The sequence below is a fragment of the Streptomyces sp. NPDC031426 genome, from assembly GCF_055581585.1.
The window spans coordinates 201050-214008 of sequence record NZ_JBVIJE010000002.1 but is presented as its reverse complement, the minus strand read 5'-3'; the positions used below and the strand labels follow the sequence as shown (position 1 = coordinate 214008).

The 12959-nt window shown below is 71.9% G+C and carries 11 protein-coding genes; 6 read left to right on the top strand and 5 right to left on the bottom strand.

Translation table 11 applies throughout. The features are described 5' to 3' along the window. Positions 1–153 precede the first annotated feature (153 nt). Positions 154–519 carry a nuclear transport factor 2 family protein gene (locus ACZ5NH_RS03995; protein WP_388625474.1) on the top strand — a complete coding sequence of 122 codons (366 nt, stop codon included), beginning with the start codon at positions 154–156 and terminating at the stop codon, positions 517–519. Positions 520–568: 49 nt separating this feature from the next. Here ACZ5NH_RS03995 and ACZ5NH_RS03990 read toward each other — a convergent pair whose 3' ends face one another. Then, positions 569–1108: a MarR family winged helix-turn-helix transcriptional regulator gene (locus ACZ5NH_RS03990; protein WP_468772859.1), complete on the bottom strand. Its 540-nt coding sequence runs from the start codon at positions 1106–1108 to the stop codon at positions 569–571. Here ACZ5NH_RS03990 and ACZ5NH_RS03985 point away from each other — a divergent pair. Beyond that, positions 1107–1403, top strand: a complete 297-nt coding sequence (locus ACZ5NH_RS03985) for a hypothetical protein (RefSeq protein ID WP_468772858.1) — start codon at positions 1107–1109, stop codon at positions 1401–1403. The two genes, ACZ5NH_RS03990 and ACZ5NH_RS03985, sit on opposite strands and share 2 nt — an antisense overlap. 28 nt (positions 1404–1431) lie before the next feature. Here the strand turns inward: ACZ5NH_RS03985 and ACZ5NH_RS03980 are convergent, their stop codons facing one another. Then, entirely contained in the window at positions 1432–2457 is a 1026-nt protein-coding gene (locus ACZ5NH_RS03980) for an alcohol dehydrogenase (protein WP_468772857.1), read from the bottom strand. A gap of 143 nt (positions 2458–2600) precedes the next feature. After that, a complete protein-coding gene (locus tag ACZ5NH_RS03975) occupies positions 2601–3263 on the bottom strand; it encodes a TetR/AcrR family transcriptional regulator (RefSeq protein WP_468772856.1) in 663 nt (220 codons plus the stop codon). 151 nt (positions 3264–3414) lie between these two features. On the opposite strand from ACZ5NH_RS03975, the gene ACZ5NH_RS03970 reads away from it, so the two are divergent. Continuing rightward, positions 3415–4668, top strand: a complete 1254-nt coding sequence (locus ACZ5NH_RS03970; protein WP_468772855.1) for a YncE family protein — start codon at positions 3415–3417, stop codon at positions 4666–4668. Between the two features lie 66 nt (positions 4669–4734). Here the strand turns inward: ACZ5NH_RS03970 and ACZ5NH_RS03965 are convergent, their stop codons facing one another. Together ACZ5NH_RS03965 and ACZ5NH_RS03960 are read right to left on the bottom strand one after the other, a co-directional pair. Next, entirely contained in the window at positions 4735–6615 is a 1881-nt protein-coding gene (locus tag ACZ5NH_RS03965) for a cellulase family glycosylhydrolase (protein WP_468772854.1), read from the bottom strand. A gap of 69 nt (positions 6616–6684) precedes the next feature. Further along, positions 6685–8874, bottom strand: coding sequence for a GTP-binding protein (locus ACZ5NH_RS03960; RefSeq protein WP_468772853.1), 2190 nt, complete (start codon positions 8872–8874; stop codon positions 6685–6687). 261 nt (positions 8875–9135) lie between these two features. On the opposite strand from ACZ5NH_RS03960, the gene ACZ5NH_RS03955 reads away from it, so the two are divergent. Genes ACZ5NH_RS03955 through ACZ5NH_RS03945 form a run of 3 tightly spaced genes read left to right on the top strand, consistent with a single transcriptional unit; the run spans position 9136 to position 12952 of the window. Beyond that, positions 9136–9627 (top strand): (2Fe-2S)-binding protein, encoded by a 492-nt coding sequence (locus tag ACZ5NH_RS03955; RefSeq protein ID WP_388625454.1) that lies wholly within the window; start codon positions 9136–9138, stop codon positions 9625–9627. Beyond that, the gene (locus tag ACZ5NH_RS03950; RefSeq protein ID WP_468772852.1) at positions 9624–12101 is read left to right on the top strand and encodes a xanthine dehydrogenase family protein molybdopterin-binding subunit; all 2478 of its coding nucleotides are present in this window, start codon (positions 9624–9626) and stop codon (positions 12099–12101) included. The genes ACZ5NH_RS03955 and ACZ5NH_RS03950 overlap by 4 nt, the downstream gene beginning before the upstream one ends. After that, positions 12098–12952: an FAD binding domain-containing protein gene (locus ACZ5NH_RS03945; RefSeq protein ID WP_468772851.1), complete on the top strand. Its 855-nt coding sequence runs from the start codon at positions 12098–12100 to the stop codon at positions 12950–12952. The genes ACZ5NH_RS03950 and ACZ5NH_RS03945 overlap by 4 nt, the downstream gene beginning before the upstream one ends. Positions 12953–12959 lie beyond the last annotated feature (7 nt).

Sequence of the window (12959 nt, the reverse complement as noted above, 5' to 3'; positions counted from 1 at the left end):
CCCGTCCGGACACGGGCGGCGGCTCTCGCTCACTCGTGAGGCGGAGCCCGCCGTCTGCGCTTGCCGTGGCCGCCGGGCCGGGGGAATCTCGAAGGGTGGGGGCCCGTGCGGTCCGCGCCCCGCCGGGCCGCGGGCGCCCGAAGGAGGTCACCCATGGGCACCGCGACAGGTTCCGCCTTCGACATCGAGACACTGCGCCGGGGAATAGAAGGGAACACGGGGAACACCCTTCTGTCGCTCTACGCCGACAACGCGGAGATCCGTATCGTCGACCGCAACAACCAGCCCAGCCACCCCACCGTGCTGCGCGGGCGGGGTCAGATCGCCGAGTTGCTGGACGACATCTACAGCCGCGACATGACACACAAGCTGGACCGGTGCGTCGTCCAGGGCGATCACGCCGCGTTCAGTGAGTCCTGCCAGTACGGGGACGGCACCCGCGTCCTCGCCGAGTCGATGGTCACGTTGCGCGACGGCAAGATTGCCGACCAGTTGATCATCCAGGCCTGGGACGAGTAGGCGCACCCCGGTATGACAGGTGCCGGAAGGAGATTCGCGAGGGTCCGGGTCACCTCCCGGCTGACCTGGACCTTCTCGGCGCAGGCGAGCCTGGGGCGGCTGCCCCCGGCTCGCCCTCGACGGCCAGGACCAGCTTCCGCAGCAGGTCCGCCAGTGTGCGCTGTTCTGTTTCGGTCAGCGCTGAGAGCAGCGCGCCTTCGCCCGTGTCCTCCGCTGCCGCGTGTGCTTCGAAGGCGGCGTGGCCGGCCTCGGTGAGCCGGACCCGTACGCGCCGGCGGTCACCGGTCTCCTGCGTGCGCGTGATCAGTCCTGTCTCCTCGATCGGCCCGAGCCGGGCCGACAGCGCGCCCCGGGTCAGACCCAGCCGCTCGGCGAGCCCCGAAGGACTGCACTCGTACGGCGGTCCGGACCTGCGCAGCGTCAACAGCACCTTGTACTGCCAGTACTTCAGGCCGTCGGCGTCCGGGACCTCCCGGCGGGCCTGCGCCGTGTGCCGGGCCAGGATCATCAGCTGGGCGGCGATGGCCTCCCGGTTTTCCGGGAAGCTGCTGCGGGTGATGGACCTGGCGCGGCGGCTGGTCGGGCGCATGACCGAGGATCTGCTCACAGCAGCCCGGGAGGCCGGGGTCCTGCTGCTGTCCCCTCCCTGGCCCCGCTCGGGCATGCGATCGCCGAGGGGCTGCGGGGGCCGAGCATGGGCGTCTTTCTGCAACCGCTCGCCGCGACAGGGGAGTTCGCGCCACCGCGACGCGCTGGTCCCGGCGCTGGTGCGGGCCACCCGGGGGCGGGCGTACCGGGAGCGGGCGCGCTCGCTGGGCGCCCGCATCCGCGACGAGGACAGTGCGGCCCCGGTACTCGCGGCACTGGAGCGGCTCGGCGGCTGACGAGCCGGCCGGAGCCGGCCCTCAGGGGTCAGCCGTTGGTGAGGACCATCCGGAAGCGCGCCTTGCCGGCGAGCATCTTCTGGTAGGCCTCGCCGGCGGCGTCCAGCGGCACGGTCTCGGTCGTCGGACGGATGCCGTGCAGGGTACTGAAGGCCATGGTGTCCTCGACGTCCTGCGAGGTGCCGGACGGGTGGCCCCGCACGACGCGCGCGGCCATCAGCAGCTGGGCCGGATTGACGCCCATCGGCGCGGTGTCGGCTCCAATGACCACCAGCTCACCGCGGGGGCCCAGCCCGTCCACGGTGGCCGTGATGGCGTCGGAGTTCCCGGCGGTGGCCAGCACGGTCCGGGCGCCGCCGAGGGACTGCAGTGCCTCGGCGACCGGCGTGCCGGAGGTGCTGTCGACGTAGTGGTGGGCGCCCAGTCGCTTGGCGAAGTCGGCCTTCTCCGCGCCCCGGGCGATCGCCACGGTCTCGAAGCCCATCGCGACGGCGTACTGCACCCCCAGGTGCCCCAGACCACCGAGCCCGAGCACGGCGACCAGGTCTCCCGGCCGGGCGGAGCTGCGCCGCAGCCCGTTGAACGTGGTCACGCCCGCGCAGGCCATGGGTCCCGCATCGGTCGCCGACAGGCCTTCCGGGATCCGGGCGAGGGCGTCGGCGGGCGCGATCACCTTCTCGGCGAAGCCTCCGTCGTAGGCCCACCCCGGGACCTTCAGGTTCGGGCACACGATGAAGTCGCCCTGCCGGCAGGGCTTGCAGTGCCCGCAGCTGCCGCCGAACCAGCCGACCGCCACCCGGTCACCGACCTTCCAGCTCCCTTCCAGCACGCCCTGGCCGAGTTCCTCGACATGCCCGGCGATCTCGTGCCCGGGCACCTCGGGGAAGGTCACGCCCGGTAGTCCGCCGCTCACGAAGAGGGCGTCGCTGTGGCAGACCCCGCACGCCTCCACGGCGATCCTCACCTGGCCCGGCCCGGGCTGCGGCACCTCTCGTTCGACCAGCTCGAACGTGCCGTTCGGAGCGGTCACCTGCGCGACTCGATACGTACTCATGCGCTTCTCCGGAGAACGGGTACGACAGGCCTGAGGTCCAGCACACCAGCTCCGGGCCGATCGCGCGCGTCGAGCCCTCGGACCCGTGCCGGCCTCGCTCCACGGCCCCGGCACCGGCCCGCGGCCCGGACGCCCTTGCCCGGTCACCCGCCCCGGGGCCGCCAGCCCTCCGGCCGGAGCATGCCGAGCAACAGCCGCACCAGCTCGTCGACCACCTCGTCGAGCGTGGCGTCCACCCAGCCGGCGCTCCAGTCGTGCAGCAGGCCGTTGACGCTGCCGATGAAGGCCGTCGCGGCGAGGCGGTAGTCGCGGGGCGCCGCCTCCCCCCGCGCCACGGCCGCGTCCGCCTCGGCGCGGATGAGGTCGATCCAGCGGGCCCGGCGGGCCAGCCGCTGCTCCTCCAGGCGGGGGCTGACGCCGACGATCTCCACGAAGGTGATACGGATGCGGCGCGGGTCGCAGGTGACGTCGCGGGCGTAGGCCCGGAAGAGCACGCCGGCCCGCTCGGCCAGCGGCAGGCCGTCCGCCGTGGCGAGGGCGTCCAGCACCGCCTGTTCGGCCCAGCCGTTGACCTGGAGGTGCAGCGCGGCGAGGACGTCCTCCAGGGTGCGGAACTCCTCGTAGAACTGGCGGGTCGACAGGCCGGCGGCCTGGCTCAGCGCGGCGACCGTCGTGCCCCGGTAGCCGGGGGTGCCGCCGAACAGTTCCAGGGCCGCGTCCAGGAACCGCCTGCGCCGCTCGGCCTGCCGTTCCTCGGCGGATCTGCCGCCGTAGCGGCCCGTCGGCGCCTTGAGCCTGCCCGCCACGTGTTCCCCCTCCGTCCGCCACCGGTCACCCAATCTTGTCGTGCACACATCTTGTCGAGCAGCCCACCCGTTCCTTACTTTTCAGTAAGTTCACTGTGAATGCGCCCGTGTTCAGATTCCCCGCACACCCCCCCGAGGAAGGAGAGCAGTCATGCCTGCCTCCAGAACCAGGCACCTGTGCTCCGTGGCCGCCGCCCTCGCCCTGACCGTCGCCGGCCCGGCGACCGCCGCGTCCGCCGCGAGCGGCGCCTCCGACGGCCTGCGTGAGGTGCTGTTCGTCGGCAACAACTGGGACGGCACCGCCGATGTCATCAAGTCCTCCGGCGACTTCGCGAAGATCGGCCGGATCAACGTCGTCCCCGACAAGGCGGCGCGGCTGGCCGAGATCAACGCCGACCCGATCAAGTGGATCTATTACACGTCCATCCGCAACCAGGTGGGCGAGGGACACGACCAGTACGTGGACGACATGTACTCCACGCCCGACGGCAGGTCCCTGGTCGTCTCCCGGCCCAGCTTCGCCGACGTGGTGTCCATCGACCTGGCCACCGACAGGATCAACTGGCGCTTCCCGGTGGCGGGTTACCGCGCCGACCACATGGCGGTCTCGCCCGACGGCACCCGGGTCGCTGTCTCCGCCTCGACCGCGAACAAGGTGCAGGTGCTCGACATCGACTCCGGTAAGGAGCTGGGCGAGTTCGACACCGGCGACAAGCCGCACGAGAACTTCTTCACCAACGGCGGCAAGTACATCTGGAACATGTCCATCGGCGAGGTGACCACCTCCCTCGACGCTCCGGGCTGGGACTGGACGAAGGGCGACCGGCACATCACCGTCGTCGACGCGACGACGTTCAAGCAGGTCAGGACCATCGACATGCGGCAGTGGCTGGACGCGATCGGGCTGAAGGACTTCTCCGACGCCGTCCGGCCCGCCGCCTTCACCCCCGACTGGTCCAAGCTGTACTTCCAGGTGTCGTTCTTCAACGGCTTCCTGGAGTACGACGTCGCCGCCGACAAGATCACCCGGGTGAAGACCCTGCCGGAGAACCCGGCGACGAACCCGGACCGCACCACCTGGCTGCTGGACTCGCGCCACCACGGCATCTCGATGAACCCGGAGGGCACCAAGCTGTGTGTCGCCGGGACGATGGACAACTACGCCACCGTGGTCGACCGGGCCTCCTTCGACGTCGGCCCGCTGATCACCGCCGCCACGCCGTACTGGGCGACCGTGAGCGGCGACGGCAAGGACTGCGTCATCTCCGAGGCCGGCGCCGACCAGGTCACGGCCATCGACTTCGCCACCGGCCAGAAGGTGCTGTCCGTGCCGGTCGGCGACCATCCGCAGCGCGTCCGGCTGGGGCACGTCCAGGCCGACTGGACGGGTCCGGCGGGGAGTTGAGCGCCGTACGGCTCCCGGGGTGACCCCACTCCTCCCGGGGGCCGTACGGCTCCTGCTCACCAGGCCTCAGAAGTGCGCCGCCGCCCACGCGTCCAGCTCGGACTTCGCCGCCCTCAGCAGGTCCGCCGAGGGCGCGCCGGCCCCGTCGGTCACCAGCGCGTAGTGCAGGGCGCCGGAGTCCGTGTCGGTGAGCAGCAGGCGGCGGCTGCCGGTGCCGCCCGGCTCGGGGGCGACGGCGACCGGGGTGGCGGCGCCGGTGTAGGCGGGCGGGGCGTGGGCCGTGCCCAGGTCGGAGACCACGGTGGTGGACGCGGTGGGGAAGGACGCCGGCAGGTGCAGCTCGGTGGGGGCGCTGCCGTCGCCGGAGCGCCACACCAGCAACCCGTACCGGCCCGAGCCCACCAGCTTCGCCACGTTCGGCAGCGAGGACGGCACCGGGTTCCAGGTGAGGGTCGTGGAGCCGTCGCGGGAGCGGTCCTCGTAGGTGAAGGCGAGGGCCGTACCGGCCGTGGCGCTCGGGTAGAGACGGTCCAGCAGCCTGGCGTCCTGGCGCAGGGTGACGTTCCCGGAGTCGTCCAGGCGTACGGCGGAGAGGTCCTCGTCGTTCCAGGCGTCGCCAGAACTGAGCACCTTGTCGGGGTTGCCGTTCATCAGCTCGTGATGCCGGCCGCTGTAGAGGTCCCACTGCCACTGGGTGCCGGAGAGCACCGGGCCGGAGGCGGCGGGGTTCGTCCACCAACTCGCGCCCGGCTGGCGGGAGTCGAGGGCCTGGTACATGGCCTTCAGCACGGTCGGCGCCTTGTCGGAGACCGTGCCGGACAAGGGGTGGCCGAACTCGCTGACCACGGCCGCGGTGCCGGCGGCAGCGGCGCGGTCGCGGACGGTCGCGAAGTCGGAGGCGTACTGGCCGTCGGCCGCCTTGCCCCACATGAGGATGCCGGAGATGGCCTTCTGGTCGTAGAAGTGGGTGTTGAAGACATAACCCGGGCCGAGCGTGCCCGCGTCCAGCAGGCCGCCCTCCTGCTTCTGGGTGGAGATGTTGGCGTTCCAGAACAGGTTGGGCTCCACGAAGGCGGGCTTGTCCTGCCAGCCGGCGGCGTCCATGCGGGCGCGGAACTTCTCGTAGAACGGCCACAAGAGGTCCCTCTCCCAGGTGCGGGAGGTCTGCCCGGAGTCGTAACTGCCGGCATAGGGCTCGTTGTACGGGTCGAACCCGGCGATGCCCGCGAACTCGGCGGCGTTCAGGTGCTGTCGGAGGTAGGTCATGGCCGCCTGCGCGGTGGCGAGGAAGGCGTCCCGGAGGCCGTAGGTGTTGTGCCAGAAGTCGTACTGCGCCTGCCGCACGGCGGCGTTCTGGGTGATGTTCTGGCCCCAGAAGAGGCAGATGCCGCACGACTCGGCCGGGTAACTCCCCGCGTCCACCGCCCACTTGGGCGCACCGTCGCCCGTGTACCAGCTGCCGCTGTTGAACAGGTGGCGGGAGTACAGGTCCTGGTGGAAGTCGGGGAAGACACGGATGCCCGCGTCCAGGAGGGCGCGCAACTGCTCGGTGACGGCGGCCAGGTAGCCGGTGTCCACCTGGCCTCGCACGGGTTCGGTGTGCGCCCAGGAGAACAGGAAGCGCACGGTGTTCGCGCCACCGAGGGCGCGCAGCGCGGCCGCGGACTTCCGGGCGTCGGCTATGGAGGCGAAGGGCAGGCCGCCGTTCTCCTCCAGCTTGGTCTCGCCGGAGACGTTGTAGCCGCGCAGGACGATCTCGCGCCCCTGGCCGTCGGTGAAGCGGCCGCCCTGCGCGGTGAGCGGGGCGCCGTCGAACCAGAGGGAGTCGGTGGGGAGGGCGGAGGAGATGGCGGGGGTCGCGGCGGTGGCGGGCGGGAGGCCCGCCACCGTCAGGAATCCACTGAGGACGACCAGGACAACGAGCAGACGCATCCGAATATTCGGCATGTCCACTACAGTCCGGCGATGTCCGGACAGCGTCAACACCTTCTGACTCTTGAGTAAGTTGACTATCAGTCAGTTCGCTGCTCGATCTCCCACCCGGCGTGTCACGTTGAGCAGGTACTCCTTCCGGTTCAACGGGTTCTGGTCGGTGCGCGGCCGTTCCGGGACCGTGCCGCGGGTGACCGGCGCGTAGTGGTCGAACGCGGTCTCCAGCTCGCCCTCGCCCCGGGTGAGTCCGGGCAGCCGCTGCCCCAGCTCGTGCACCCGGGCGGCCGGCACCGTGCCCTCCAGCGCGACGGCAGCGCCGAGTGCCCCGGTGGTCTCCGGTACGGCGCCCAGCCGGGCCAGCACCGGGAGCAGCGCGCCGAGCGTGTCCGCGGGGGCCTGAAGCCGGAAGCGGTGCATGGGCTCGTGCACCCGGGTGCCCGCCCGGCGCAGCGCCTCGGCCAGGACCAGCGGGGTCAGGCACCGGAAGTCGTAACCGGTGCTCGACATGCTCTTGTCGAAGCCCTGGTGGGCGTGGCTCTGCCGGGGCGAATAGCCGGAGTGGGTCATGGTGACCGTGCAGTCGGGGATCCGCCAGCCGTGCAGTCCCTGACCGAGCGTCTCGCGGACGGTGTCCTCCACGGCCTTGAAGAAGGCGTACGGCATCGAGCCGAGCTCCACCTCCAGGCGGAACTCCACCCCGGAGCCGGGCGGTGCGGGCTCGACGCGCAGACCGACGGTGGCGAGGAACGGGTTGGCGTCCTTCTTGTTGAACTCCACGGCGTGTCCGGTGCCGACGGGGCGTTCGATGCACAGGGTCGTCGTCTCGCGGAAGCGGACGACCAGGCCGTACTCCTCGGCGAGGGTCGCCTGGATCACCTCCTTCTGCACCTCGCCGTAGAGGGACACGGAGGTCTCCCCGCGCAACTCGTCGTGCCGGACCCCGATGAGCGGGTCCTGCTCGGCGAGCTGGGTGAGCGCGAGGTGCAGCGAGCGCCGGTCGGCGCCGGGACCGGGCACGACGACGGTCTCCAGGGTGGGCGGCGCGAAGTGGTGCGCGTACGCCCTCCCCGGCCGCCCGATCGCGTCACCGATCCGCACACCGCCGAGCCCCCACACCTTGACGATCCGCCCGGCACCGGCGCGGTCCTGCCGGACGTCGGTGCCGCACTCGAACACACTGAGCCCGGTGACGCGCCCCTCGGTACGGCGCCGGGCACCTGGCCCTGCCGACGGGCCGCCGGCACTCCCACCCTCCAACCGACCGTCGCTACCCCGGCCCTCCCCCCGGCCTCCAGCGGCCCCGCCCTCCAACCGACCGCCGGCACTCCCGTCCTCCCCCGCGATCCGCCCCTCCCCCCGGCCCTCGTCAGCCCCACCCTTCAACCGACCGTCGGCCAGGTCGGCCCCCTCTCCCCCGTCCCCGAACGGGACCCGGTCCCGGATGTGGAGGGTGCCGGAGAAGATGCGGGCGTAGGCCACCTTCTCGCCCGCCGGGCCGCGTTCGACCTTGAAGACCGTGGCGGACAGGGGGCCGGACGGGTCCCCACCGGCGGCGGGCAGCAGGTGCTCGATGCCGGCGGTCAGTTCGGGCACGCCCGCTCCGGTGATGGCGGAGCCGAAGTACACCGGATGGACCAGCGCGCGCCGGGTCTGGGCGGCGAGGGCGGTGCGCAGACGGGCGTCGGACACCCCGCCGTCGAGGTAGGCGGCGAGCAGGTCGTCGTCGTAAGTGGCGAGCACGTCCAGCGCGGCCGGGCCGAGGCCGGGGACGAAACGGGCGGTGGGGGTGCCGAGTGCGGTGGCCTCCCCCATCGGGACGAGCGGTACGGACAGCCTGCGGGTCATCTGGTCGAGCACGGCGGAGCCCTGTGCGCCCCGCCGGTCGATCTTGTTCACGAAGATCAGCGTGGGGATGCGCAACCGGCGCAGGGTGCGCATCAGCACCCGTGTCTGCGCCTGGACGCCCTCGACGGCCGAGACGACCAGCACGGCGCCGTCCAGCACGCCGAGCACCCGCTCGACCTCGGCGATGAAGTCCGGGTGGCCGGGGGTGTCGATGAGGTTGACGGTGACGCCGTCGAGCGGGAAGGAGACGACGGCGGACTTGATGGTGATGCCGCGCTGCCGCTCCAGCGCGAGGGTGTCGGTGGTGGTACTGCCGGCGTCGACACTGCCGATCTCGTCGATCACTCCGGCGGTGTGCAGCAGCCGTTCGGTCAGGCTGGTCTTACCGGCGTCGACATGCGCGAGAATTCCGAGATTGAGCAGATGCACTGAGCGTGATGTCCTTCGGCACGGGGCGGATTCCTTCCTGGGCGGACATGCACGCAGCGCGCATCGCTGATCCTCTCTGTGTGACGACGGGTACCGCGCAGTGCAGCAGACACCGGCACCCGGCAGCAATGGATTAACGCTCAACAAATGCCGGTCCCAGCACTCGCCGTGACCAGGGTGCGGTCGTAGGGTGACGTACGTCACGTCCGATGGCTGGAGATCCCTGGCTGAAAACCCTCTCCCGCACGGTCTGGAGGGCACATGACCCGCATCTCGGTGAACGTGGACGGCACGACGTACGAGGACGATGTGGAACCCCGTCTTCTCCTCGCCCACTACCTGCGCGACCGCCTCGGTCTCACCGGCACCACGATCGGCTGCGACACCTCCAACTGCGGCGTCTGCACGGTCGACCTGGACGGAGCCAGCGTGAAGAGCTGCTCGGTGCTCGCCGTGCAGACGGACGGCTGCACGGTGACCACGATCCAGGGGCTCGCCCAGGACGGCGAGTGGACGGCACTGCAGCGCGCCTTCCACGAACAGCACGGCCTGCAGTGCGGTTACTGCACCCCGGGCATGATCATGGCCGCGCGCGATCTGCTGCGCGAGAACCCGCATCCCGACGCGGACGAGATCCGGCAGGGCCTGGAGGGCAACCTCTGCCGCTGCACCGGCTACCAGAACATCGTCCGCGCGGTGCTCGCCGCGTCCGGACGACCCACTCATGCGGCTGCCGAGGAGGTCTCGGCATGACCGGCCAGGCCGTCGAACGCGAGGTCGGGCGCCGCCGGCTGCGCAAGGAGGACGCCCGGCTGATCACCGGCCAGACCAACTGGACCGACAACATCCAGGTGGCCGGACTGCTGTACCTCGCGATCCTGCGCAGCCCGATGGCGCACGCCCGCCTCACCCGCGTCGACGTCTCCCCCGCCCGCGAACGCCCCGGTGTCGTCGCGGCGTTCAGCGGCGCCGACCTCGCCGAGGGGCTGGGCTCGCTGCCCTGCGCCTGGCCGGTGACCGAGGACATCGTGCTGCCCGAGCACCCGCCGGTCGCCGTCGACGAGGTCCGCTACGCGGGTGACCCGGTCGCGGTCGTGGTGGCCCGCGACCGGTACTCGGCCGCCGACGCCCTGGAGGCGATCGAGGTCGACTACGACCCGCTGCCCCCGGTCCTCGACCTGGAGGCCGCACTCGCCGAAGGCACCCCGCTGGTCCACGCCGACAAGGGCACCAACCGCTGCTACACCTGGCCGCTCGCCACCGGCGAGAGTTTCGCGGCGGTGCGGGACCGCGCCGAGGTGACGCTGAAGCGCCGCTACCACCAGCAGCGGCTGATCCCCAACGCGATGGAGCCGCGCGCGGTCGTCGTCACCCCGCTCGCCGCCTCCGGCGAGTACACGCTCTACTCGGCGACCCAGATCCCGCACATCCTGCGGATCATGCTGTCCACGGTCACCGGGATCCCCGAGCACAAGCTCCGGGTCGTCGCTCCGGACGTGGGCGGCGGCTTCGGCTCCAAGCTCCAGGTGTACGGCGAGGAGGCCCTCGCGCTCGCGGTCGCCCGCAAGCTCGGCCGGCCGGTGAAGTGGACGGAGTCCCGCTCCGAGGGCGCGCTCGCCACCCACCACGGCCGCGGCATGATCCAGGACGTCGAGATCGCCGCCACCCGCGAGGGAAAGCTCCTCGGCCTGAAGGTCGACCTGCTCGCCGACATGGGCGCCTACCTGATGCTGGTCACCCCGGGCATCCCGATCCTCGGCGCCTTCATGTACCCGGCCATCTACAAGATGGACGCCTACGACTTCACCTGCACCGGGGTGTTCACCACCCGCACGCCCACCGACGCCTACCGCGGCGCCGGGCGCCCCGAGGCGACCTTCGCCATCGAGCGGATCATGGACGAGCTGGCCGCCGAACTCGGCCTGGATCCGGTGGAGTTGCGGCGCCGGAACTGGATCCGGCACGAGGAGTTCCCGTACACCTCGATCGCCGGACTGACCTACGACAGCGGCAACTACGAGGCGGCCACCGACAAGGCGCTCGCCCTGTTCGGGTACGACGACCTGCGCACCGAGCAGCGGGGGCGCAACGAGCGCGGCGACCCGGTACGGCTCGGCATCGGCGTGTCGACGTACACCGAGATGTGCGGGCTGGCGCCAAGCCGGGTGCTGCGCGACCTCAGGTACGGGGCCGGCGGCTGGGAGGCGGCGAGCATCCGCATGCTGCCCACCGGCAAGGTCGAGGTGGTCACCGGCACCAGCCCGCACGGGCAGGGCCACGAGACCTGCTGGAGCCAGATCGCGGCCGACGTGCTCGGCGTGCCCTTCGAGGACGTCGAGGTGCTGCACGGCGACACCAAGGCGGCCCCGCAGGGCATGGACACCTACGGCTCGCGGTCGCTGGCCGTCGGCGGCGAGGCCGTGCACCGGGCCGCGAAGACGGTCGTCGAGAAGGCGCGGAAGGTCGCCGCCCACCTGCTGGAGGCCAGCGAGCAGGACCTGGAGTTCAGCGACGGCGTGTTCTCCGTGAAGGGCTCGCCCGAGGCCCGTAGGACCATCCAGGAGATCGCCTTCGAGACCTTCACCAACCACGACCTGCCCGACGGCGTCGAGCCCACCATCAACGCCGAGCACGTCGTGGACCCGGAGAACTTCTCCTACCCGCACGGCACCCACCTGTGCGCGGTCGAGGTGGACACGGAGACGGGGCGGACGCGCATCCGGTCGTACGTCTGCGTCGACGACGTCGGCCGGGTCGTCAACCCGATGATCGTCGAGGGCCAGGTGCACGGCGGGCTCGCGCAGGGCATCGCGCAGGCGCTGTACGAAGAGGCCGTGTACGACGACGACGGCAACCTCCTGTCCGGCACCCTGGCCGACTACCTCGTGCCGTCGGCGGCCGACCTGCCGGACTTCGTCACCGACCGGACGGAGACACCGGCCGCCTCCAACGCCCTCGGTGTCAAGGGCGTCGGCGAGGCGGGGACGATCGCCTCGACACCCGCCGTGGTCAACGCCGTCGTGGACGCGCTCAGGCCGCTAGGGGTGCGGGACGTGCGGATGCCGTGTTCCCCGCACCGGGTGTGGCAGGCGATCCGGGAGGCGCGGTCCGGTGCGGCCGGCGGGCCCGGCGGGACGGGGCCCGCGCAGTCGGGGCAGTCCGGGCAGGCGGCCCGGTCCGGCGAGCTGGGTCAGTACGGTCGGCCGGGTGAGGAGGGTTCGGCATGATTCCCCCCGCGTTCGACTACACCCGTCCGGACAGCGTCGACGACGCGGTGCACGCGCTCGCCGACGCGGGCGACGAGGCGAAGGTGCTGGCCGGCGGGCAGAGCCTGGTGCCGCTGCTGCGGCTGCGGCTGGCCTTCCCGGAGCTGCTCGTGGACGTCGGCCGGATCCCCGAGCTGCGCGGGGTCCGCGAGGACGGCGACTCGCTCGTCATCGGCGCGATGACCACGCACCACGAGGTGGTGCACGACCCGCTGGTGCGCCGGCACGCCGGGCTGCTCGCGCAGGCGACGGCCACGGTGGCCGACCCGGCCGTCCGGCACCGGGGCACCCTCGGCGGCTCGCTCGCCCACGCCGACCCGGCCGGTGACCTGCCCGCGGTGGCGCTGACCCTGGACGCCGGACTGGTCGTGGCCGGTCCCGCCGGGCGCCGCACCATCGCCGCGCGGGACTTCTTCGTGGACTACCTGCAGTCGGCGCTCGCCGACGACGAACTGCTGCTGGAGGTGCGGATCCCGAAGACGGACGGCTGGAGCTTCCACTACGAGAAGTTCCACCCGGTCGCCCAGTCCTGGGCCGTCGTGGGCGTCGCCGCACTGGTACGGCGCGACGACGGGCGGATCGCCGAGGCACGCGTCGGGCTGACCAACATGGGGGCGACCCCGCTCCGGGCGACCGCGGCCGAGGAGGCGCTGGCGGGTGCCGACGGCCCGGAGGCCGTGGCCCGGGCCGCCGAGGCTGCGGCGGACGGGACGCGGGCGGCGCAGGACCTGTCCGCCTCGCCGGAGTACCGGCGGCATCTGGCGCGGGTGCTGACCAGGCGGGCGGTGCTGACCGCCACCGGAATGGGGTGAGCGCCGA